The 22044-nt window shown below is 72.4% G+C and carries 17 protein-coding genes; 11 read left to right on the top strand and 6 right to left on the bottom strand.

Annotation, left to right across the window (positions count from 1 at the left end):
• Window positions 1-15: 15 nt before the first annotated feature.
• Window positions 16-1584, top strand: coding sequence for a phytoene desaturase family protein (locus tag QCN29_RS15730; RefSeq protein WP_279928682.1), 1569 nt, complete (start codon window positions 16-18; stop codon window positions 1582-1584).
• Between the two features lie 132 nt (window positions 1585-1716).
• Here the strand turns inward: QCN29_RS15730 and QCN29_RS15735 are convergent, their stop codons facing one another.
• The gene (locus QCN29_RS15735) at window positions 1717-3564 is read right to left on the bottom strand and encodes a serine hydrolase (RefSeq protein ID WP_279928683.1); all 1848 of its coding nucleotides are present in this window, start codon (window positions 3562-3564) and stop codon (window positions 1717-1719) included.
• A 185-nt stretch (window positions 3565-3749) separates the two neighbouring features.
• Here QCN29_RS15735 and QCN29_RS15740 point away from each other — a divergent pair, with 185 nt between their 5' ends.
• Both QCN29_RS15740 and QCN29_RS15745 read left to right on the top strand, forming a co-directional pair.
• Window positions 3750-4853, top strand: coding sequence for an NAD(P)H-dependent flavin oxidoreductase (locus tag QCN29_RS15740; protein WP_279928684.1), 1104 nt, complete (start codon window positions 3750-3752; stop codon window positions 4851-4853).
• 2 nt (window positions 4854-4855) lie between these two features.
• Window positions 4856-6412: an acyl-CoA synthetase gene (locus QCN29_RS15745; protein WP_279928686.1), complete on the top strand. Its 1557-nt coding sequence runs from the start codon at window positions 4856-4858 to the stop codon at window positions 6410-6412.
• Window positions 6413-6590: 178 nt separating this feature from the next.
• On the opposite strand, the gene paaK is transcribed toward QCN29_RS15745, so the two are convergent.
• Window positions 6591-7892: a phenylacetate--CoA ligase PaaK gene (gene paaK / locus QCN29_RS15750; RefSeq protein WP_279928687.1), complete on the bottom strand. Its 1302-nt coding sequence runs from the start codon at window positions 7890-7892 to the stop codon at window positions 6591-6593.
• 309 nt (window positions 7893-8201) lie between these two features.
• On the bottom strand, window positions 8202-9872 hold the full coding sequence (locus QCN29_RS15755) for an acyl-CoA synthetase (RefSeq protein WP_279928689.1): 1671 nt from the start codon (window positions 9870-9872) through the stop codon (window positions 8202-8204).
• A 170-nt stretch (window positions 9873-10042) separates the two neighbouring features.
• Here QCN29_RS15755 and QCN29_RS15760 point away from each other — a divergent pair, with 170 nt between their 5' ends.
• The 5 genes from QCN29_RS15760 (at window position 10043) to QCN29_RS15780 (ending at window position 15050) form a co-directional block, all read left to right on the top strand.
• Window positions 10043-10852, top strand: coding sequence for a crotonase/enoyl-CoA hydratase family protein (locus QCN29_RS15760; RefSeq protein WP_279928690.1), 810 nt, complete (start codon window positions 10043-10045; stop codon window positions 10850-10852).
• A 633-nt stretch (window positions 10853-11485) separates the two neighbouring features.
• On the top strand, window positions 11486-12451 hold the full coding sequence (locus QCN29_RS15765; protein ID WP_240134587.1) for a Zn-ribbon domain-containing OB-fold protein: 966 nt from the start codon (window positions 11486-11488) through the stop codon (window positions 12449-12451).
• Window positions 12448-13530: a thiolase domain-containing protein gene (locus QCN29_RS15770; RefSeq protein ID WP_279928692.1), complete on the top strand. Its 1083-nt coding sequence runs from the start codon at window positions 12448-12450 to the stop codon at window positions 13528-13530. Before QCN29_RS15765 ends, QCN29_RS15770 begins: the two co-directional genes overlap by 4 nt.
• Entirely contained in the window at window positions 13523-14689 is a 1167-nt protein-coding gene (locus QCN29_RS15775; RefSeq protein WP_279928693.1) for a thiolase domain-containing protein, read from the top strand. The genes QCN29_RS15770 and QCN29_RS15775 overlap by 8 nt, the downstream gene beginning before the upstream one ends.
• A gap of 127 nt (window positions 14690-14816) precedes the next feature.
• A complete protein-coding gene (locus tag QCN29_RS15780) occupies window positions 14817-15050 on the top strand; it encodes a DUF397 domain-containing protein (RefSeq protein ID WP_279928773.1) in 234 nt (77 codons plus the stop codon).
• 48 nt (window positions 15051-15098) lie between these two features.
• Here QCN29_RS15780 and QCN29_RS15785 read toward each other — a convergent pair whose 3' ends face one another.
• Entirely contained in the window at window positions 15099-15467 is a 369-nt protein-coding gene (locus QCN29_RS15785) for a hypothetical protein (protein ID WP_279928694.1), read from the bottom strand.
• A 133-nt stretch (window positions 15468-15600) separates the two neighbouring features.
• Here QCN29_RS15785 and QCN29_RS15790 point away from each other — a divergent pair, with 133 nt between their 5' ends.
• Entirely contained in the window at window positions 15601-16002 is a 402-nt protein-coding gene (locus QCN29_RS15790) for an ACT domain-containing protein (RefSeq protein WP_279928696.1), read from the top strand.
• 47 nt (window positions 16003-16049) lie between these two features.
• Window positions 16050-16550: a hypothetical protein gene (locus QCN29_RS15795; protein WP_240134582.1), complete on the top strand. Its 501-nt coding sequence runs from the start codon at window positions 16050-16052 to the stop codon at window positions 16548-16550.
• A 79-nt stretch (window positions 16551-16629) separates the two neighbouring features.
• On the opposite strand, the gene QCN29_RS15800 is transcribed toward QCN29_RS15795, so the two are convergent.
• Both QCN29_RS15800 and QCN29_RS15805 read right to left on the bottom strand, forming a co-directional pair.
• The gene (locus tag QCN29_RS15800; RefSeq protein ID WP_279928697.1) at window positions 16630-18858 is read right to left on the bottom strand and encodes a terpene synthase family protein; all 2229 of its coding nucleotides are present in this window, start codon (window positions 18856-18858) and stop codon (window positions 16630-16632) included.
• Between the two features lie 258 nt (window positions 18859-19116).
• Window positions 19117-20238: an aminoglycoside phosphotransferase family protein gene (locus QCN29_RS15805; RefSeq protein WP_279928698.1), complete on the bottom strand. Its 1122-nt coding sequence runs from the start codon at window positions 20236-20238 to the stop codon at window positions 19117-19119.
• A gap of 296 nt (window positions 20239-20534) precedes the next feature.
• On the opposite strand from QCN29_RS15805, the gene QCN29_RS15810 reads away from it, so the two are divergent.
• Window positions 20535-22028 (top strand): DNA-binding protein NsdB, encoded by a 1494-nt coding sequence (locus QCN29_RS15810; RefSeq protein ID WP_279928700.1) that lies wholly within the window; start codon window positions 20535-20537, stop codon window positions 22026-22028.
• Window positions 22029-22044 lie beyond the last annotated feature (16 nt).

Genomic DNA, 22044 nt, shown 5'->3' on the forward strand with positions numbered 1-22044 from the left:
GGTAGGGTCGGCCGCATGTCCGCACTCTCCTCGCCCGGCACGCACCCCTCGCAGGCCGCACGCGGCTCGTACGACGCCGTCGTCGTGGGAGGCGGTCACAACGGCCTGGTCGCCGCCGCCTATCTCGCCCGCGCCGGACGCTCCGTCGTGGTGCTGGAACGTCTCCCCGGCACCGGTGGCGCGGCCGTCTCGACCCGTCCCTTCCCTGGGGTCGACGCCCGTCTCTCGCGCTACTCGTACCTGGTCTCACTGCTGCCCCGGAAGATCGTGCGGGAGCTGGGCCTCGACTTCGCCGTCCGCAAGCGGACCGTCTCCTCGTACACACCCGCGGGCGACGGCGGGCTGCTGGTCGGCGGGCCGCGCACGGGGGAGTCGTTCGCCCGGCTGACCGGCGGGGACGCGGAGTACGCGGCGTGGCGGGAGTTCTACGCGACGACCGGTGAGGTCGCCCGCCGCGTCTTTCCCACGCTGACCGAGCCGCTGCCCGCACGGCAGGAGCTGCGCGAGCGCATCGGCGACGAGGGCGCCTGGCGCATGCTGTTCGAAGAGCCCATCGGGGTAGCCATCGAGGAGCGGTTCGCCCATGACCTGGTCCGGGGCGTGGTGCTCACCGACGCACTGATCGGCACCTTCGCCGACGCGCACGACCCGTCCCTGGTGCAGAACCGCTGCTTCCTCTACCACGTCATCGGAGGCGGGACGGGCGACTGGGACGTCCCGGTCGGCGGCATGGGCGCGCTGACGGACGCCCTGGCCGACGCGGCGCGTTCCGCGGGCGCGGAGATCCTGACGGGCCATGAGGCGATCCGCGTCGAGACCGACGGAAAGCGGGCCGAGGTCGCCTACCGCACGGCGGACGGGGAAGGCGTCGTCGAGGCCCGGCACGTCCTGGTGAACGCCTCGCCGCAGGAGCTGGCCGCGCTGCTCGGCGAGCAGCCCCCGACGCCGGCCGAGGGCGCCCAGTTCAAGGTCAACATGCTGCTGGAGCGGCTGCCCCGGCTGCGGGACCGGTCCGTCGACCCGCGCGACGCGTTCTCCGGGACCTTCCATGTCGCCGAGGGCTACCAGCAGTTGGCGACCGCTTACGCCGAGGCCGCGCAGGGCCGGCTGCCGAGCGTTCCGCCGTCGGAGATCTACTGCCACTCGCTGACCGACCCGTCGATCCTCGGCCCCGGGCTGACCGCCCGTGGCTGCCACACCCTCACCCTTTTCGGACTGCACACCCCGGCCCGGCTGTTCGCCGCCGACAACGACGCCGCCCGCGCATCGCTGCTGACGTCGACGCTCGCCCAGCTCGACGCCTGCCTGGGCGAGCCGGTCGCCGAATGCCTGGCCCTCGACGAGCGCGGCGAGCCCTGCATCGAGGCCAAGACCCCGCTCGACCTGGAACGCGAACTGCGCCTGCCGGGCGGGCACATCTTCCACCGCGACCTCGCCTTCCCCTACGCCACCGGGGCCGCCGGCCGGTGGGGCGTGGAGACCGCCCACCCCAACATCCTCCTCTGCGGCGCGGGCGCGACGCGCGGCGGCGGCGTGAGCGGCATCCCGGGCCACAACGCGGCGATGGCGACGCTGGGCCGGTAACGAATCAAGCCCCGCCGGCGTTTGAGGCGCGGGGGCCCGGGGCGGAGCCCCGGCTACGGGACGTGCGGGGCCCCCTCCCCACGCCCCAGGGCGTAGAGGGAGGGGCGGAAGAAGGCGCCCGCCCGCACCCCGTCAGTCCCGCACCGCCTCCCACCCCCACGCCTCGATCCGCTCCGCGTCCCCCGCCCGCGACTCGTCGAACACACACCGCCCCCCGTCCTCCACGCGGAGCCCGTCCACGTACACGCCGCGCCCCACGTACCGCTCGTCCGTCCGGGACCGCCACCGCAGCCGGACCCGGGACCCGGGCACGGCCCACCGGGACAGGTCCGCGACGACGCGGTGCCAGACCCGCCCGGACCAGCCGCCGGCCGTACCCGCGGGGTGGAGCCGCGGCTCGCCGCCGTCCACCCTTGCGGAGGTGAACGGCACGGGCTCCCAGACGGCCGCTCCGCCGGCCGCCCCGCCCGCCGCTCCGCCCGCCGCTCCGCCGTCGTGCGACGCCTCCAGGAAGACCGCGTCAGAGCGGGGCTCGGTGTCCCACCACAGCGCGCACCGCAGCCACGCACTTCCGCCGGCGGACAGGGCCAGCGGCGGCAGGGCGAGCGTCGTTTCGGCGGCGGCGGCCATGCCCGTGAACCAGGCGGTGCGGCCGTGCACCGGCCGTACGGCGACCGCCCGAGCCATGTGATCCGCCGCGGCGACCCTCGGCGCGCTGCCCGAGCGCCAGGTCCGCACCGGATGGCAGGAGTTCCCGAGGACGATGAGGAACGAGTCGGTCGTCGGGTCCAGCACCAGACTGGTGCCGGTGAAGCCGGTGTGCCCGGCGCTGCGGGGCGTCGCCATCGCCCCCATGTACCAGTGCTGGTAGAGCTCGAAGCCCAGCCCGTGCTCATCGCCGGGGAAGTCCGTGTTGAAGTCCGTGAACATCAGCTCCACGGAAGCGGGCCGCAGGATGCGCCGCCGTCCGTACACCCCGCCGTTGAGCAGGGCGCGGGCCAGCACCGCCAGATCCCAGGCGCAGGAGAAGACACCCGCGTGCCCGGCCACGCCCCCGAAGCCGTACGCGTTCTCGTCGTGCACCTCGCCCCACACCATGCCGCGCTCCAGCCCGGACCACGGCTCTCTGGCGTCCTCCGTCGCCGCGATCCCGGGCCGCCAGGAGGCGGGCGGGTTGAACCGGGTGCGACGCATCCTCAGCGGCGCGGTGATCTCGTCATGGACCAGCAGGTCCAGCCCCCGGCCGGCGACCCGCTCCAGCAGCAGCTGAAGGCTGATCAGGTTGAGGTCGGAGTAGAGGTAGGCGGTGCCCGGCGCGGTGAGGGGGGCCTCGTTCCACAGCAGCCGCAGCTTTCCCTCGCGCGTCGGCTCCCGGTAGAGCGGCAGCCAGGCCCGCAGCCCGGAGGTGTGGGTGAGGAGCTGGCGCACGGTGATGTCCTGTTTGCCCGCGCCGCCGAACTCCGGCAGATAGGAGGCGACGGCCGCCTCCGGTTCCAGCGCGCCGCGCTCCATCAGCTGGACGGCCAGGATGGAGGTGAACAGCTTGGTGAGCGAGGCCAGATCGAAGACGGTGTCCCGCGCCATGGGGATCCGCCGGTCGGCCGGCAGCTCCACCCCGGTGTCGGTCTTCTCGTCGTACGCCGCATAGCGCACGGCCCAGCCGATCGGCCGGTGCAGCGCCACCGTGCCGCCGCGCCCTGCGAGCAGCACGGCCCCGGCGTACCAGGGATGCCGGGGAGAGGGGCCGAGGAACGTTTCCGCGTCCGCGACGAGCTGCTCCAGCGGTTCCCGCAGCAGCCCGGCACGCTCGGGCGGGCCGTACCGCAGCGTCGGCCGGCGGGTCGGGGAGCCGCCTTTGCCCGGCTCCCCGGCCGGGGCCGGCGCGGTCGGCGTGAGCGCCAGCGTCCCGCCCAGCGCCAGCACCCCGCCGCCCAGCCTGCGTCTGCTGATCCCCGAGCCTGCCGTGCCGTCGCGAGCCATGCGCACCCCTTCTCCGGGAGAGCCTTGAAAGTATCTTTCGGGATCCGGACCGCCCGTGAAACTTTCTTGCCGGGACCGGACGGTGTCAACCATCGCGGGCGGACCCGGCGGTCCCCGTTCCAGTGAACTGACGCTGCATCAGAAAAACTCTTCCGTCGTCGGTCCGGCTGCGGCATCCTGCGCCCATGGAGACGGAGCTGAGCAAGCAACTGGGCATCGAGCACGCTGTCTTCGGCTTCACGCCGTTCCCCGCGGTAGCCGCCGCCATCTCCCGGGCCGGCGGGCTGGGGGTGCTCGGGGCCGTCCGCTACACCGCCCCCGACGCGCTGGAACGCGACCTCGAATGGATGCAGCAGCACACCGGCGGCAAGCCCTACGGCCTGGACGTGGTGATGCCCGCCAAGAAGGTCGAAGGCGTCACCGAGGCCGACGTCGAGGCGATGATCCCCCCGGGCCACCGGCGGTTCGTCCGCGAGACCCTGGCGAAGTACGGCGTGCCCGAACTCCCCGAAGGCGAGGCCTCCGGCTGGCGCGTCACCGGCTGGATGGAGCAGGTCGCCCGCAGCCAGCTCGACGTCGCCTTCGACTATCCGATCAGGCTGCTCGCCAACGCCCTCGGCTCCCCGCCCCCGGACGTCGTCGAACGCGCCCGCGGCCGCGGGGTGCTCACCGCGGCCCTCGCCGGCAGCGCCAAGCACGCCCGCCGCCACGCCGAGGCCGGCATCGACGTCGTCGTGGCCCAGGGCTGTGAAGCAGGCGGCCACACCGGCGAGATCGCCACCATGGTGCTGACCCCCGAGGTCGTCGACGCCGTCGACCCGCTGCCGGTACTCGCCGCGGGCGGCATCGGCAGCGGCGCGCAGATCGCCGCCGGGCTCGCGCTCGGCGCGCAGGGCGTCTGGCTCGGCTCGATCTGGCTCACCACGACCGAGGCTGACCTGCACTCCCGCGCCCTCACCCGCAAACTCCTCGCCGCGGGCTCCGGCGACACCGTCCGCTCCCGGGCCCTGACCGGCAAGCCCGCACGCCAGCTGCGCACCGCGTGGACCGACGCCTGGGACGACCCCGGCGGCCCCGGCGCCCTGCCGATGCCGTTGCAGGGCCTGCTGGTCGCCGAGGCGCTCTCCCGCATACAGAAGTACGAGACCGGTCCGCTGCTGGGCACGCCCGTGGGGCAGATCGTGGGCCGGATGACGTCCGAACGCAGCGTCCGGGAGGTCTTCGACGATCTCACCCGGGGCTTCGAACGGGCCGTGGACCGCATCAACCGCATCGCCGGAAGGAGCTGACCATGACATCCCCGACAGGCGATGCGCCCAGTGGCTTCTGGGCGCAGGCGACGGCCGAACCCGGCCGTACGGCGCTGATCGCCCCGGACGGCGAGCGGTGGACCGCCGGCGGGCTGCACGCGGCCGCCAACAGGCTGGTGCACGGACTGCGCGCGGCGGGGCTCCGCCGGGGCGACGCCTTCGCGGTCGTCCTGCCCAACGGCGTCGAGTTCCTCACCGCCGCTCTCGCCGCCACCCAGGCCGGGCTCTATCTGGTCCCCGTCAACCACCATCTCACCGGCCCCGAGATCGCCTGGATCGCCGCCGACTCCGGGGCCAGGGCGCTGATCGCCCACGAGCGGTTCGCCGGCGCCGCACAGGACGCCGCCGACGAGGCGAAGCTGCCCCGGACCGCCCGCTACGCCGTCGGCGATGCGCCCGGCTTCCGCCCGTACGCCGACCTCCTCGACGGGCAGCCGTCCACGCCCCCTGACGACCGCACCCTCGGCTGGGTGATGAACTACACCTCCGGCACCACCGGCCGGCCGCGCGGCATCCGCCGCCCGCTGACCGGCAAGCTCCCCGAGGAGAGCCATCTCGGCGGCTTCCTCGGCATCTTCGGCATCCGGCCGTTCGACGGGAACGTCCATCTCGTCTGCTCGCCCCTTTACCACACCGCCGTGCTGCAGTTCGCGTCCGCGTCCCTGCACATCGGCCATCCGCTGGTGATGATGGACAAGTGGACGCCGGAGGAGATGCTGCGGCTGATCGACGCACACCGCTGTACCCACACCCATATGGTGCCGACCCAGTTCCACCGGCTGCTCGCCCTGCCGGACGAGACCAGGAACCGCTACGACGTGACCTCCATGCGCCACGCCGTCCACGGCGCCGCGCCCTGCCCCGACCACATCAAGCGAGCGATGATCGAGTGGTGGGGGAGGTGCGTCGAGGAGTACTACGCCGCCAGCGAGGGCGGCGGCGCCTTCGCCACCGCCGAGGACTGGCTGAAGAAGCCGGGCACCGTCGGAAGGGCCTGGCCGATCAGCGACATCGCCGTCTTCGACGACGACGGCAACCGGCTGCCGCCCGGCGAACTCGGCACCGTCTACATGAAGATGACCACCGGAGGCTTCAGCTACCACAAGGACACGGCGAAGACCCGCAACAGCCGCATCGGCGACTACTTCACCGTGGGAGACCTCGGCTTCCTTGACGAGGACGGCTTCCTCTTCCTCCGCGATCGCAAGATCGACATGATTATCTCGGGCGGAGTGAACATCTATCCCGCCGAGATCGAGTCCGTCCTGCTCAGCCACCCCGCGGTCGCCGACGCGGCGGCCTTCGGCATACCGCACGCCGACTGGGGAGAAGAGGTCAAGGCGGTCGTCGAAGTCGCCGACGGCCATACGGCGGACGCCGCTCTCTCCGCGGACATCCTCGACCACTGCGCAGGCCGGCTCGCCCGCTACAAGCGCCCCAGGAGCCTCGACTTCATCTCTGCCATGCCCCGCGACCCCAACGGCAAGCTCTACAAGCGCCGGCTGCGGGACCCGTACTGGGAGCACCACGGCACCTGACCGCCCCCGGGGCTCCGCCGAACTCCAGCCCGGCGCGACAGAGGAGCGGGGGAGTGGGGGCGGAGCCCCCGGGCGCCGGCGCATCGGCGCGGCCCGGCAGCAGCGTCTCGATCCGCCGGGCCTGCTCCTGGTACGCGCCGTCCTCAAGCACCCGCGCGGCGTGTGAAGTGACGGGGTGTCAAGAGCGGGATCCAGCCGCCGCCCGCAGATCCACGATCCGCTTGATCTTCCCTGCCGACCGCTCCAGCGTCTCCGGGTCCACCACCTCGACCCCGACCGTCACGCCGATCCCGTCCTTCACGGCCTGGGCGATGGATGCCCCGGCGGCCGCCCGCTGCTCGGCGCTCGCCCCGGACCGCGCCTCCGCGCGCACCGTCAGCACGTCGAGCCGCCCCTCGCGGGTGAGGCGCAGCTCGAAGTGCGGGGCCGTGTACGGGGTGCGGAGCACGATCTCCTCGATCTGGGTGGGAAAGAGGTTCACCCCGCGCAGGATCACCATGTCGTCGCTGCGCCCCGTGACCTTCTCCATCCGCCGGAAGACCCGTGCCGTGCCCGGCAGCAGCCGGGTCAGATCGCGCGTCCGGTAGCGGATCACCGGCATGGCCTCCTTGGTGAGCGAGGTGAACACCAGCTCGCCGGGCTCGCCGTCCGGCAGCGCCTCGCCGGTCGCCGGATCCACGATCTCGGGGTAGAAGTGGTCTTCCCAGATGTGCAGGCCGTCCTTCGTCTCCACGCACTCCTGCGCGACGCCCGGACCGATCACTTCCGACAGCCCGTAGATGTCGACGGCGTCGATCGCGAACCGCTCCTCGATCTCGGCCCGCATCTGCTCGGTCCAGGGTTCGGCGCCGAAGACGCCCACCCGGAGGGACGTCGAGCGCGGGTCGACCCCCTGGCGCTCGAACTCGTCGAGGAGCGTGAGCATGTACGAAGGCGTCACCATGATGATCCCGGGGCGGAAGTCCTGGATCAGCTGCACCTGCCGGGCCGTCATGCCGCCGGAGGCGGGCACGACGGTGCAGCCGAGCCGCTCGGCCCCGTAGTGCGCGCCCAGCCCGCCGGTGAACAGCCCGTAGCCGTAGGCCACATGGACGGTGTCGCCGGGCCTGCCGCCCGCCGCGCGGATCGAGCGGGCCACCACGTCCGCCCAGACGTCCAGATCACGCTCGGTGTAGCCGACCACGGTGGGGCGGCCGGTCGTCCCGCTGGAGGCATGGATGCGGCGCACCTCCGACCGGTCCACCGCGAACATCCCGAAGGGGTAGTTGTCCCGCAGGTCGGTCTTGGCGGTGAAGGGGAAGCGTGCGAGATCGGAGAGGGTGCGGCAGTCCTCGGGGCGTACGCCCGCCCGGTCGAAGGCCGTCCGGTAGAACGGCACTCGGTCGTACGCATGGCGCAGGGCGGACTGCAGCCGGGTGAGCTGCAGAGCCTCGAGTTCCTCGCGGCCGAGCCGCTCCGCCGCGTCCAACAGGTCCGTCATCCGTGGCTCCTCCCGCCTCAAACCGGACGACCGATCATTCGGTCGAGTCGGCGGGGTCAGTAATTCAGTCCAAAGCCGGCCGCGTCAAGGCGCGAGCGGCGAGGATGCGGGACGCCCGCCGCGGAGACCGTCGGCGGCATCCAGCACCTGGCCCTGTCGGTGGGCCCGGCTCAGTACGACGCGGCCCGCCGGGCGCTCGACAAGGCGGGGATCGCCTATGCGGGCCCGACCGGGGGGTCGAGGACAGCATGTACTTCCGCGACCCCAACGGCGTGCCCCTGGAGCCCTACCGCGAGCCCCTGGGCGTCTTCAACGGCGAGCGCCTCGTTCAGGCGTGACGGACCGAGGGGCCGCGGCGGGCTCCTCCTCCGCCGCCGTGGCCACCGTGCGCGCCCACCGGTAGTCCGCCTTGCCGCTGGGCGAGCGCCGGATCTCCGGGACGGTCACCAGCCGGCGGGGGATCTTGTAGCCCGCCAGCCGGCCCCGGCAGTGCGCCTGGAGCTCCGCGAGGCCCGGTTCCGCCGCCCCGGCGCGCAACTGCACTACCGCCGCCACCCGGCTGCCCCACCGCGCGTCCGGGACGCCCGCCACCAGCGCGTCGTACACGTCCGGATGGGCCTTCAGCGCCTGCTCGACCTCCTCCGGATACACCTTCTCGCCGCCGGTGTTGATGCACTGCGAGCCCCGTCCCAGCACGGTGACGACGCCGTCCTCGTCCACGGTCGCCATGTCGCCGAGCAGCACCCAGCGTTCACCCCCGCGCCGGAAGAACGTCTCCGCCGTCTTCCCGGGATCGTTGTAGTACCCCAGCGGCACATGGCCGCGCTGGGCGATGCGGCCCGGCTCACCCGGCTTCACCGGCTCGTGCGTCACCGGGTCGACCACCGTCGTGCGGTCGTTGACCCGCAGCCTGAACCCCTTGCCGGGCCCCGAGTCCTCCGTCGCCGTTCCGTTGAAACCGGACTCCGACGAGCCGAAGTTGTCGAGCAGCATCGTCCCAGGGGCCAGTTCGGCGAACTGCGCCCGCACCGTCTCGGACATGACCGCCCCGGAGCTCGAGACGCTGAACAGCGCGGAGAGATCCGTACCCCGAGACGGGCCCGACAGCGCGTCGACCAGCGGGCGCAGCATCGCGTCCCCCACCAGGGACACGCTGCTGACCCGCTCCTTCTCGATCGTGCGGAGCACTTCCTCCGGGACGAACTTGCGGTGCAGCACCACCCGCTGGCCGAAGTCGAAGGCGATGAACGCGGTCAGCGTGGAGGTGCCGTGCATCAGCGGGGGAACGGGGAAGAAGGTGATCCCGTCGCCCCCCGCCGCGACCCGCTCCGCCAGCTCCTCGGGCCGGGTGACCGGCTCGCCCGTGGGCGCGCCCCCGCCCAGACCGGAGAAGAACAGATCCTCCTGACGCCACATCACCCCCTTGGGCATGCCCGTCGTGCCCCCGGTGTAGATGATGAACTGGTCGTCGGCGGAGCGCGGCGCGAAGCCCCGCAGCGGGGATCCGCCGGCCTCGGCGTCCGTGAAGGCCACGGCGGGCAGGTCCGGCGCATCCGACGGCGCGTTCCCCGCCCGCACCAGATGGCGCAGCCTTCCGCACCGCGGCAGCGCCGCGGCGACCCGTCCGGTGAACTCCGCGTCGAAGACCAGCGCCGCGAGGTCGGCGTCCCGGTACAGATAGACGAGTTCCTCCTCCATGTACCGGTAGTTGACGTTCACCGGCACGATCCGCGCCTTGAGGCAGCCGAGCACCGTCTGCAGATACTCGACGCCGTTGTACAGATGCAGCCCCAGATGCTCGCCCGGGGAGACGCCCGCGCCGAGGAGGTGGTGGGCGATCCGGTTGGCGGCCGCGTCCAGCTCCGCGTAGCTCAGCCGGCGCTCCGCGCCCGTACCCGGAATGTCGATGAAGACGAGCGCCTCGCGGTCCGGAACCACGTCCACGACCGACTCGAACAGGTCGGCAAGGTTGTACTCCACCGCTCCTCCTGACCGAAGACGACGCCATCGACTCGGCGTCATCAGAGCAGAGCTCCCCACGACTGGGAAGACTCGGCGCAGCAGAAATCTGACTACATGTCAGAAAACCCTTGAACTGGCTCTGCGCCTCCTGCAACCTGTTCTCGTTCCTGACACGGGAGGCGGCAGGCATGCGAGAAGGCGGCGGTACGGAACACCTGGCCGTGCGGCGCGAAGGCGCGACGCTGGTGCTCACCCTGAACAGGCCCGAGGCCAAGAACGCGCTCTCGATCGCCATGCTCGTCGGCCTCTACGACGGCTGGCTCGCGGCGGACGAGGACGACCGCATCCGCTCCATCGTGCTGACCGGCGCGGGCGGAGCGTTCTGCGCCGGCATGGACCTCAAGGCCCTCGCCGGCCAGGGCATGGCGGGGGAGGGGCACCGGGAACGGCTCAAGGCCGACCCCGAACTCCACTGGAAGGCCATGCTGCGCGGCCACCGCCCCCGCAAACCCGTCATCGCCGCGGTCGAGGGCCCGTGCGTCGCGGGCGGCACGGAGATCCTCCAGGGCGCCGACATCCGGGTGGCGGGGCGCGGCGCCACGTTCGGGCTGTTCGAGGTGGCGCGCGGCCTCTTTCCCATCGGCGGCTCCACCGTCCGCCTCCAACGCCAGATCCCCCGCACCCACGCCCTGGAGATGCTCCTCACCGGCCGGCGCTACAGCGCCGAGGAAGCAGAGCGCATCGGTCTCATCGGCCGTGTCGTGCCCGACGGCGAGGCCCTCGCCACGGCGCTGGAGATCGCCGAACGGATCAACGCCTGCGGCCCGCTGGCCGTCGAAGCGGTCAAGGCTTCCGTCTACGAGACCGCCGACATGACCGAGGCCGACGGCCTCGCGGCCGAACTCGAGCGCGGCTGGCCGGTCTTCGACACGGAGGACGCGAGGGAGGGCGCACGCGCCTTCGCCGAGAAGCGGCCCCCGGTCTACCGCCGCCGATGACACCCTCGCGACCCCGGCCCCCCGGGACTCCCCGGACCCCCGGGAACACCCCCGGGCCTCCGAGCCTCTGGGCCCCCACGGGAGCCCCGGGGCTCCCGGTCCCCGGGCCACGGGACCCCGCGAGTCTCGGGCCTCCGGGACACCCCGGGCCTCATGGGCCTCCGGAGCCTCAGGCCTCTGGGACAGGCCGGGGGCCCCGGGGACCGGGGGGCCCACAGGCTCACAGGCTGGCGAGAGCCTCGGGCCCCCGGACCCCCGGGAACACCCCCGGACCCCCGAGCCTCTGGGCCCCCACGGGCCCCCGGACCCCCACGGGCCCCCGGACCCCCGGGGACGCCCTTGGGCCCCCACGGGCCCCGGGGCCCCCGTCCCCGGGCCACGGGACCCCGCGAGTCTCGGGCCTCCGGGACACCCCGGGCCTGCGGGCTACCACCGGGCCCCTGCCGCATGCGCGACTCCCCCGGCTTCTCGCCCCCGGGCAGAAGGCGCCACCCCGCGGGAGGCCTCAGGCGCGTCTTCGCCCGCTCGTCCGGGGCGAGCCGCCCGACCGGGGCCGGAAGCGGCCCCACCACCCCTCCGGCGGACACCGGAGCACAGACCGCCGCCCCCGGCGGAGAATGGAGCGCGCCGCAGATGACCGCCACCCCCGCGCCGGGCGCCCCGCTCAGCGCCCCGCTGGTCGTGGAGTTCCCCTTCACCCGGTCCCTCGGGCCCGTGCAGTCCGCGTTTCTGACCGGGCTGCGCGAGCGCACCGTACTCGGCGTGCGGACCGACGCCGGGACGGTGCTCGTGCCGCCCGTCGAGTACGACCCCGAGACCGCCGGCGAACTCCGCGACCTCGTCCGCGTCGCGCCCGCCGGCACGGTCACCACCTGGGCCTGGAACCCTGCGCCCACCAGCGGCCAGCCGCTGCCCACCCCCTTCGCCTGGGTGCTCGTACGGCTCGACGGCGCCGACAGCGCCCTGCTGCACGCACTCGACGCCCCCGGCCCCGACGCCGTCCGCACCGGGATGCGCGTCCGCATCCGCTGGGCCGGGCGGCGCAGCGGCGCGATCACCGACATCGCCTGTTTCGAACCCTGCCGGGATGCGCCGGGGGAGGACTGGCCCCGCCCGCACAGCGGGCGGTTCGACGACCCGGTCACCGGCTTCGTCGCCCCCGCCCGACTGGAGTACACGTACGCGCCCGGCCGGGCCCAGAGCGCCTACCTGCACGCCCTCGCCGAGCGGCGCACGGTCGGCGAACGCTGCCCCTCCTGCCGGAAGGTGTACGTCCCGCCCCGCGGCGCCTGCCCCACCTGCGGGGTCGCCACCGCCGAACAGGTCGAGGTCGGCCCCCGCGGCACGGTCACCACCTTCTGCATCGTCAACATCAAGGCCAAGAACGCCGCGATAGAAGTGCCGTACGTCTACGCCCACATCGCCCTCGACGGCGCGGACCTCGCCCTCCACGGCCGGATCGGCGGCATTCCGTACGACCGGGTGCGCATGGGCCTGCGCGTGGAACCGGTGTGGACCGACGACGGCCGCTACCCCGATCACTACCGCCCCACGGGCGAGCCGGACGCCGACTACGACACCTACAAGGAGCTCCTGTGACTCCGCAGGCCCCGCCGCGGCGGGACGTGGCGATCGTCGCCTTCGCCCAGACCGTGTGCCGCCGCCGCACCGACGAACTCTCCGAAGTCGAGATGCTGATGCCCGTGCTGCACGAGGTGCTGCGCCGGACCGGACTGAAGACCGGGGACATCGGATTCACCTGCTCCGGCTCCAGCGACTACCTCGCGGGCCGCGCCTTCTCCTTCACCATGGCCCTCGACGGCGTGGGCGCCTGGCCGCCCATCTCCGAGTCCCACGTCGAAATGGACGGCGCCTGGGCCCTGTACGAGGCATGGGTGAGACTCCTGACGGGCGAGGCGGACACCGCCCTCGTCTACGCCTACGGCAAGTCGTCGCCCGGCGCCCTGCGCGAGGTGCTCACCCGGCAGCTCGACCCGTACTATCTGGCCCCGCTGTGGCCCGACTCGGTCGCGCTCGCCGCCCTCCAGGCGCAGGCGCTCATCGACGCGGGCCGCGCCGACGAAGCCGCGCTCGCCGCCGTCGCCGCGCGCAGCCGCACCGCCGCCGCCGACAACCCCCGCGCCCAGCTCACCGCCCCCACCCCGGACGGCGGCTATGTCGTGGCTCCGCTGCGCACCGCCGACTGCCCGCCCATCGGCGACGGCGCGGCGGCCGTCGTGCTGGCCGCCGGGGACCGCGCTCGCCGGCTCTGCCCGCGGCCCGCCTGGATACGCGGCATGGACCACCGCACCGAGGCGCACAGCCCGGGCGTACGCGATCTCACCGACTCGCCCTCCACCCGCCAGGCCGCGGAGCGCGCCGGAGCCTTCGACCGGCCCGTCGACACCGCAGAACTGCACGCCCCCTTCACCTCCCAGGAGATCGTGCTGCGCACCGCCCTCGGGCTCGACGACCGCGTCGCCGTCAACCCCTCCGGGGGCGCGCTCGCCGCCAACCCGATGATGGCCGCCGGGCTGATCCGCCTCGGCGAGGCCGCCGCCCGCATCGGCCGCGGCGCGTCCGACCGCGCCCTCGCCCATGCCACGTCCGGCCCCTGCCTCCAGCAGAACCTGGTCGCCGTCCTAGAGGGAGACCCCGAAGGAGACCCCGGTGAGTAGAGAGCCCGTGGCCGTCGTCGGCGTCGGCCAGACCAGACACGTCGCCGCCCGCCGGGACGTCTCGATCGCCGGCCTCGTCCGCGAGGCCGCCGCCCGCGCACTGGAGGACGCCGAGCTGACCTGGACGGACATCGACGCCGTCGTCATCGGCAAGGCCCCGGACTTCTTCGAGGGCCTGATGATGCCCGAGCTGTACCTCGCCGACGCCCTCGGCGCGGTCGGCAAGCCCATCCTGCGCGTGCACACCGCCGGCTCCGTCGGCGGCTCCACCGCTCTCGTCGCCGCGAACCTCGTCGCCGCCCGCGTCCACCGCACCGTCCTCACCCTCGCCTTCGAGAAGCAGTCGGAGTCCAACGCGATGTGGGGCCTGTCGCTGCCCGTCCCCTTCCAGCAGCCCCTGCTGGCGGGCGCGGGCGGCTTCTTCGCCCCGCATGTCCGCGCCTATATGCGCCGCAGCGGCGCCCCCGACACCGTCGGCGCCCTCGTCGCGTACAAGGACCGCCGCAACGCCCTGAAGAACCCCTGCGCCCATCTCCACGAGAACGACATCACCCTGGAGAAGGTCATGGCGTCGCCGATGCTGTGGGACCCCATCCGCTACTCGGAGACCTGCCCCTCCTCCGACGGCGCCTGTGCCATGGTGCTCGCCGACCGCGCGGGCGCGGCCCGCTCGCCGAGGCCGCCCGCCTGGGTCCACGGCGGGGCGATGCGCAGCGAGCCCACCATGTTCGCCGGAAAGGACTTCGTCTCCCCGCGGGCTGGCCGGGACTGCTCCGCCGACGTCTACCGGCAGGCGGGAATCGCCGAGCCGCGCCGAGAGATCGACGCCGCCGAGATATACGTCCCCTTCTCCTGGTACGAACCGATGTGGCTGGAGAACCTGGGCTTCGCCGAAGAGGGCGAGGGCTGGAAGCTCACCGAGTCCGGAGTCACCGAACTCGACGGAGACCTGCCCGTGAACCCCTCCGGCGGAGTGCTGTCGGCCAATCCCATCGGCGCGTCCGGCATGATCCGCTTCGCGGAGGCGGCTCTCCAGGTGCGCGGGCAGGCGGGCGAACACCAGGTCGACGGGGCGCGCCGGGCCCTCGGCCACGCCTACGGCGGCGGTTCGCAGTTCTTCGCCATGTGGCTGGTCGGCGACCGGCCGCCCGACCGCTGACCTCCCGTACGGCAGGGAGCGGCCCGCGGGCCGCACGCCCCGTTCGCGGCCTGTCCTCGGCGGGAGACGGTGGCTAGGCTGAGCGGCGGACGACGAACCGGGAGGAGCTACGGACGTGGGCGAGACCATGACGACCACCGCGCAGACGCCGTCCGGCTGGGACAAGCCGGAGCTCGACCTCAGCAACGCCGACTGGCAGTCCGGCAGTCAGGGGGCGGGAGACGTCCAGATCGCCTTCGTCGAGGGGTTCATCGCGATGCGCAACGCCGCCCGGCCGGGCAGCCCGTCGCTGATCTTCGCCCCGGACGAGTGGCGCGCCTTCGTCATGAACGCCCGCGAAGGGGAGTTCGACCTCACCTGAGCCCCTCCGCCGCCCGGGCACGCCCGGCGGCCTGCCCGGCGGCCCTCGTCACGCCGATGTCTGGGCGCCCCCGTGGCCGCCGACCGCCGAACCGTTGATCTTGTCGATGGCCTGGCGCGCATGCTCCCCGGGGGAGCGTGCGGTCAGCGGGGACACCGGGGACGCCGTCGCGGGCGGGGTGCGTTCGGTGACAGCCTGGGGACGTGAGACCGGCCGGGTGCGCAGGCGGTGCGCGGCGGCCTCGTCCAGGGTCACGGCGCGCTGCATGCGCGCCGCAAGCCGTCCCGCCTCCTGCCCGAGGGCGGCCACATCCTCCCACCCCAGCCGGACCACCAGCCGAAGCTCCGCCTCCCCGTCCGGAAGCGCGTGCACGGAAGGCGGCAGGGGCGAGGCAGAAGGATCGACGCGGTCGTTCATGGACTGCTCCTCACGGGGGTGCCGGTCGGTGTCGGTATCCGCATGTGCCCAGGGATACGCAGCGGCCGCCGGCCGCGTTCAACGTCAACACCGCGCCGCCGCTGCGCCGGAACCGCCGGCGTAGGCTGGCGCCATGAGCGGCGAACGGGATCTGCACATCCTCCTCGCGACCATGCGGCCCGAGCTGAACGCCGGCCGTTATGTCTTCACCACCGTCGACGGCCCTGCCCCTGAGGGGCTGCGGCCCGTCGTCACCGTCACCGAACCCGAGGGCCTCACCCTCGTCGTACGCCAGGAGGAGGCAGACGCCGCCGGGCTGTCCTACGACTATGTCGCCGGATGGATCACACTGCGCGTCCACTCCGCGCTGGACGCCGTCGGGCTGACGGCCGCGGTCGCCCGCGAACTGGCCGAGGCGGGCGGTCTGAGCTGCAACGTCGTCGCCGGCTACCACCACGACCACCTCTTCGTGCCCCACGACGGGGCCGAGGAGGCCGTCGCCCTGCTGGAGGCGCTCGCCCGCCGCTCCCACTGACCCGGGGGCCGGCGGGCCGCACGGCCGCGGGCACGTACCATGGCCGTATGTCCTTCCTCCGCCGCCGCAGCGCCGCCACACCCGCGGGCCCGGATTTCGACGTCCTGGCCATGGACCCGGGGGACTGGCCCGGAAATCTCGGCGCGGGCCTGCTGCCCGCTCCGGACGGAAGCTGCCAGGGCGTCTTCCTGCGCTATGACCTCTTCGGCGGCCGCGGCCCGGCGATGATCATCGGAAATCTGCCCGAGGGCTCCCCGGCCCGTGAGCTGGAGGAGGGCCAGATCCCCTTCGAGGTGGCCCAGCTGCTGGCCGCACTGGGGAACGACGAGCCGGTGCAGGTCGTCGGCAGCGAGGACACCCCCGTGATGCAGGGTGACAACCTGCTGATCGTGCGCCGTGTCAAGCTCTCCGAAAGCCGTATCTCCTGCGTCCAGTTCGACCGCAGCGACCATGTCCTGGTCACCATCGCGAGCTGGGACCGCCCCATCACCGACGATCTGTACGCACTGCTCAAGCCGCTGCCCGCAGAGCTGTTCCAGCAGGGCTGAGCAGCGACGGCCGCCACCCGGCCGACCTGCCCGCCGCCCTGTGCGCGGCGGGCCGTTGCCCACGGTGAGCCGACGGCGGCTACGCGACGACGGCCGTGGACGGGCGGCGGACCGGCAGCGTCAACGGACGCGCCGCCGAAGTGCCGAGCCCCACTGGCCCGGTGAGCCGCCACGGCCCCATCCCGCCGTCCCGCAGATCCTCCTCCCGGTAGCGCCTGCACTCCCGGTGCCAGGTCAGAATCGCGGCCATCCAGTCCTGCAGTTCACGCACATACCCGTCAAGGACCTCGCGGGCCTCCTGCTTCAGGTCCATATCCTCGTAGAGCTGGGGCAGTTCGGCAGCCGCGACGTGCTGGAACTGCGCCATCCGCGATGCCATGAGATCGGCGACGATCGGCATCGCCGTCGGATAGTCGAGATCGAAGAAGTTCTGCACCACCAGAACGGCGTTGTGCACCTCGCCCTCGAACTCGATCTCCTTCTGGTACGAGAACAGGTCGTTCATCAGCATCGCGTAGTCCATGGCGGAGCGTTCCAGCGACTGCACCGGGCCGCTGCGGTACACCTCCTCCGGCACCAGATCGCCATGCCCGATCCGGGCCAGCCGCATCGTCATGTCGGAGCCGAACGTCTGCCGCCTCATCTCCAGATAGTCCACCGGATCCGGGATGCGGTGCTCCGCCTGATTGGCCAGCTCCCACACCCAGCTGGCGGTCATGTCCTCCACGGACCTGCGGAACGCCGCACGGTCCTTGTCGCTCATCGACCCCGCGGTCCGCACCCACAGATCGGCGAGACCGCGCTCCAGGGCGTTCGACGGCTCCGGCGCCGACGCGCCGTCGAGCGGCATGAACAGCGAGAGCCGGTCGCTCGACGCGTGCGCCCCGATCAGATCCCGGGTCCGCCCGTACACGGCCGGGTACAGATCGTCCCCATAGGTCCCCCAGGTCAGCCAGCACGATCCGACGTCCAGCTCATCGGCCGGACACTCGGGGTTGATGCCGGCCGCACACAACGGGAAGTCAAAGCCTTCGAGCTTCCGCTCGTCCCAGACATGTGAGTGCGGCATGCCCGGCTGGGCCTGGAGCATGCCCATCGCACGGGCCCACGCCACCGTCCGCACCCGGGAGCCGTCCAGATGAGGGTTCAGCCGGGTCTCGAACGGCATCCGGAAGTCCGGCAGCAGTGAAGGACCGACCTTCTGGTAGGGGGTGTGGGTGTGGCGGCGCCACCGTGCGGCCTCCGACCGCGGCGTGAAACGGACGGAGGCGGCCGCCATGCCGAAGGCGTCCCCCGGTCGGCCGGCTCCCAGATCCGCTTCCCCGTTCATATAGCGGCTGGACCGCATATGCCACTCATGCCCGCCGGACTGCCAGTCCTGAAGGCCTTTCGCATAGGCCGCGACGGCGGCCGTCTGCGCAGCGTCCAGCCCCTTCTCCACGCAGAGCGGGCCGACTTCGGTCAGCGCCGTGTGCTCGAACTGCTGGAGCCGTGACGTCAGCAGATCGTTGACCGCCTCCGCCGCCTCCTGCGTGGTGCAGTTCAGAAACGTCTCCAGCACCAGCACCCCGTTGCTGTTCTCGCCCTCGTCCTCGACCTCCCGCTGGTACGAGAAGAGGTCGTTGCGCAGATGGACCGCATCGGAGAAGGCGTCCCGCAGCACCCGCAGCGGCCGGGAGTGAGCCACTGCGTCGGGCACCTCCGCGCCGGCCGCGAACTCCACCAGTCCCGCGGACCAGGGTGCGCCGCCCACCTTGCGGCGCATCTCGACGTACTCGACGGGATTGGCGATCCGGCCCGCGTTGATGTTCGCCAGTTCCCACATGGACTCATTGAGGAGATTCTCGGTGGCCTCCGAGAAGCGGGTGCGCCAGTCCATCGACATGCCGGGCACCGTGCGCGCCCAGAGATCCGCCAGCCCCGCCTCGACCGGATTCTCCGGTTCCGGCATCCCGTCCGCCAGGTCCATCGGCATGAACAGCGGCAGCCGGCCCAGATGGGACTTCCCGTTCCTGGTGTCCTGGGTCCGCTTGTAGCGCTCGAGGAAGTGGTCGTCGAAGAAGAACACCCACACGTACCAGTCGGTGACCAGGGAGAGCACCTCTGCGGCACAGTCCGGGTGGGTGTAGGCGCACATCAGCGCATAGTCATGCGCTTCGAGATCGCTCTCCTCCCAGACGCCGGAACCCTCCAGCATCCCCATCCGGCGCGCCCACTGGTTGGTGTGCGCCCGTGCCTCCTCGAGATGAGGGTTGAGCCGCGCCGGATACGGAACATAGAAGTCCGGCAGTGTGAAGGGCTGTCCCATGTGCGGCAGTTGCCTTTCGATCGGCATCCGCGACCCCGGCGCGGATGGACAGTGGTCGGCCGAGCCCCTACCCGTCGCCCATACGGCCCACGCACAATAAGGATAAGTCACACGATCACACTCAAGTCGGCTGTCAGGCATCCGCCTTCACCCTGCCGTGGGCACGCGGGCACACCACAGGGCGCTGCGTTCCCAGTGCGTCGGCTCACTGGGAACGCAGCGCGCTTCCCCTCTGCGGGGTCCCTCTCCGAGGGCCGGTCAGCGGGTGCCGACCGCCGCGCGCACGGCCCGCCGGGCCATGGCGCAGTCGTCGTGGAGCCGCCGCAGCAGCAGCCGCTGCTCCTCGCCGGCCGACAGCCCGGTCGGCTGCGGCTGGCCGGGGCTCACCGGCGGAGCCTCCCGCATCGTGCGCTGCACGGCCGTCTCATAGGTGCGGATCTCCCTCGTCAGCACCAGCATCAGATTCACCAGGAACGCATCCCGGGCCGCAGGTCCCGGCCGCTGTGCCAGCTGGCTGATCTGCCGGCGTGCCGCCGGGGCGTCTCCCAGCACGGACCAGAGCGTCGCCAGGTCGTAGCCGGGCAGATACCAGCCCGCATGCTCCCAGTCCACCAGCACCGGACCGGCCGGCGACAGCAGGACATTGGAGAGCAGTGCGTCCCCATGGCAGAACTGGCCCATGGCCTGCCGCCCGCCGGCCTGTGCCAGCCCGTGCAGCAGCTTCTGCAGATCGCCCAGGTCGCGGTCGGTGAACAGCCCCAGCTCGTGATAGCGGGCGATACGGGACGCGTAGTCCAGCGGGGCGTCGAACAGCCCCGCCGGGGGGCGCCAGGTGTTCAGCCGGACGACCGAGTCCAGCACGGCGCGCAGATCGCCGCGCGCCGGCGCCTCGGCCGTGTGCCGGCTGAGTGCCGCGGCCCGCCCCGGCATCCGCTCGATGACCAGCGTGCAGTTCTCCGGGTCCGCGGCGATCAGCCGCGGCACCCGCACCGGCGGACGGTGCCGCACGAAGGCCCGGTACGTCACTATCTCGTGACGGAACCGCTCGGCCCAGGCCGGCGAGTGGTCCAGTAAGCACTTGGCGACCGCCGTGGCGCGTCCTGTGCCGCCCACCAGCAGCACGGACCGTCCGCTCCTTCGGAGCACCTGGACCGGGTTGAACTCCGGGCAGATGCGGTGCACCGAGGCGATGGCCATGCGCAGCTGCGCGCCCTGCGGGCCGGACAGGTCGATCCTGCCGCTGAGAGGCTGGCCCACCGTGCCCGCCGCCCGTCGAGCCCGACCGGCGTGCGTGGGGTCGAGATACGGGGCGCCGCCGGCCGGGACAGCGGGACGCTGCAGCCGGGGCGGGGCGGACACGGAGGACGATGCTGTGTACATGAGCGATACAGATCCCTTCGTGCGCCGACAAGTTGCATCGGTTGCATTGACATGCAACCAGAGTGCAGCAGTGTGCAGCGGTGTGCTCCTGCGTGCACCAGTGCGCCGCCCCGCCCCGGCGCCCAGGCAGCACCCTGGGGAATGCTCCAGCTACCGGGCCGGGGTGGCGCGTTCCTACCTGACACCCGAGCGCGACTGGCGGACCACATTGCGAGCCCTGGCGAAGCCTGGCGAATAGTCGCTTCGCAACTGACAGGGGGCTACTGTCAACTCAGCCGAGAACCTGGGGGCTTGATGTGAGTGGAGAACCCAACACCCGCCTGAGCGACCTGTTCGGCCTGGCCGGCTGGTCCAAGGGAGAGCTGGCGAGAATGGTCAACCGGCAGGCGGCGGCCATGGGCCACCCGCAGTTGGCGACCGACACCTCGCGGGTCCGGCGCTGGATCGACATGGGGGAGACCCCGCGCGACCCGGTGCCCAAAGTGTTGGCGGCTCTGTTCACCGAGCGACTCGGCCGTGTCGTGACCATCGAGGACCTCGGGTTCGCACGGAGCGGGCGAACGGGCAAGCGCCGGGACGTTCAAGGGGCGGACAACCCCGACGGACTGCCCTGGGCGCCCGACCGTACGGCCGCGGTCCTCACCGAATTCACGGGAATGGACCTCATGCTCAACCGACGCGGTCTGGTGGGCGCGGGCGCCGCGCTCGCCGCAGGCTCCGCACTCAGCAGCGCCATGTACGACTGGCTGCACACCGACCCCGCACTCGTCCAGGACGCTCCCCGCACCGACAGTCCCCTGCACGCCGACCCCGCTGGGTACGACCGCTATGAGGCCGCCCCCATCGGGTCGCAGGAGATCGAGGCGCTGGAGCGTTCCGTCGAGGTGTTCCGCGCCTGGGACGCCGCCCGTGGCGGCGGCCTCCAGCGCAAGGCCGTCGTGGGGCAGCTCAACGAAGTGGGCGGCATGCTCGCCTACCGTCACCCCGACCATCTGCAGCGCCGCCTGTGGGGCGTCGCCGCCAACCTTTCCGTCCTCGCCGGCTGGATGTCCCATGACGTCGGCCTCGAACCCACCGCCCAGAAGTACTTCGTCATCGCCGCCCACGCCGCTCGTGAGGGCGGCGACCACCCGCGCGCGGGCGAGGCGGTCTCCCGTGCCGCCCGGCAGATGGTCCACCTGGGCCGTCCCGACGACGCCCTGGACCTGATGAAGCTCGCCAAGTCCGGCTCCGGCAAGGAAGTCCTGCCGCGCACCCAGGCCATGCTGCTCACCATCGAAGCATGGGCGCATGCGCACATGGGCCGGGGCCAGGCCATGCGCCGCACCCTCGGCGAGGCGGAGGACCTCTTCGCCTCCGACAAAGGCGATGTGCCTCCGCCGAGCTGGATGCAGACCTTCAAGGACGAGGACATGTACGGGATGCAGGCGCTGTCCTACCGCACCCTGGCCGATCATGAGCCCGCCGCCGCCAAGCACGCCCAGCACTTCGCCCAGAAGGCGCTGGAGCTGCGCATCGACGGCCGGCAGCGGTCGAAGATCTTCGACTACATCTCGCTCGCCTCCGCCTGCTTCATCGCCGACGACCCGGAGCAGGCCGATCGCTATGCGCGTCTGGCGCTGATGTCGATGGGGGAGACCTCCTCGCACCGGACCTGGGACCGGCTCCGGGAGATGTACCGCCTCACCGGGCGGTACGCGGGCTACTCGAAGATCGAGGATCTGCGCGAGGAGATCAAGCTCGCGTTCCCCAACAGCCCGTCGACGAAGGCCCGGGACGTCGAGATCTAGCAGCCCGTCGGGACCT

The sequence above is a fragment of the Streptomyces chengmaiensis genome, from assembly GCF_029846775.1.
In the GTDB taxonomy this organism is placed as follows: Bacteria; Actinomycetota; Actinomycetes; order Streptomycetales; family Streptomycetaceae; genus Streptomyces; species Streptomyces chengmaiensis.

What these genes read in the sequence shown, in the direction of transcription:
- QCN29_RS15740 (WP_279928684.1), top strand. Translation starts at nt 3,750, where the DNA reads ATGGAGACGGAGCTGAGCAAGCAACTGGGCATCGAGCACGCTGTCTTC.
- QCN29_RS15745 (WP_279928686.1), top strand. Translation starts at nt 4,856, where the DNA reads ATGACATCCCCGACAGGCGATGCGCCCAGTGGCTTCTGGGCGCAGGCG.
- QCN29_RS15785 (WP_279928694.1), bottom strand. Translation starts at nt 15,467, where the DNA reads ATGAACGACCGCGTCGATCCTTCTGCCTCGCCCCTGCCGCCTTCCGTG.
- QCN29_RS15760 (WP_279928690.1), top strand. Translation starts at nt 10,043, where the DNA reads ATGCGAGAAGGCGGCGGTACGGAACACCTGGCCGTGCGGCGCGAAGGC.
- QCN29_RS15735 (WP_279928683.1), bottom strand. Translation starts at nt 3,564, where the DNA reads ATGGCTCGCGACGGCACGGCAGGCTCGGGGATCAGCAGACGCAGGCTG.
- paaK (WP_279928687.1), bottom strand. Translation starts at nt 7,892, where the DNA reads ATGACGGACCTGTTGGACGCGGCGGAGCGGCTCGGCCGCGAGGAACTC.
- QCN29_RS15730 (WP_279928682.1), top strand. Translation starts at nt 16, where the DNA reads ATGTCCGCACTCTCCTCGCCCGGCACGCACCCCTCGCAGGCCGCACGC.
- QCN29_RS15805 (WP_279928698.1), bottom strand. Translation starts at nt 20,238, where the DNA reads ATGTACACAGCATCGTCCTCCGTGTCCGCCCCGCCCCGGCTGCAGCGT.
- QCN29_RS15790 (WP_279928696.1), top strand. Translation starts at nt 15,601, where the DNA reads ATGAGCGGCGAACGGGATCTGCACATCCTCCTCGCGACCATGCGGCCC.
- QCN29_RS15765 (WP_240134587.1), top strand. Translation starts at nt 11,486, where the DNA reads ATGACCGCCACCCCCGCGCCGGGCGCCCCGCTCAGCGCCCCGCTGGTC.
- QCN29_RS15795 (WP_240134582.1), top strand. Translation starts at nt 16,050, where the DNA reads ATGTCCTTCCTCCGCCGCCGCAGCGCCGCCACACCCGCGGGCCCGGAT.
- QCN29_RS15780 (WP_279928773.1), top strand. Translation starts at nt 14,817, where the DNA reads ATGACGACCACCGCGCAGACGCCGTCCGGCTGGGACAAGCCGGAGCTC.
- QCN29_RS15800 (WP_279928697.1), bottom strand. Translation starts at nt 18,858, where the DNA reads ATGGGACAGCCCTTCACACTGCCGGACTTCTATGTTCCGTATCCGGCG.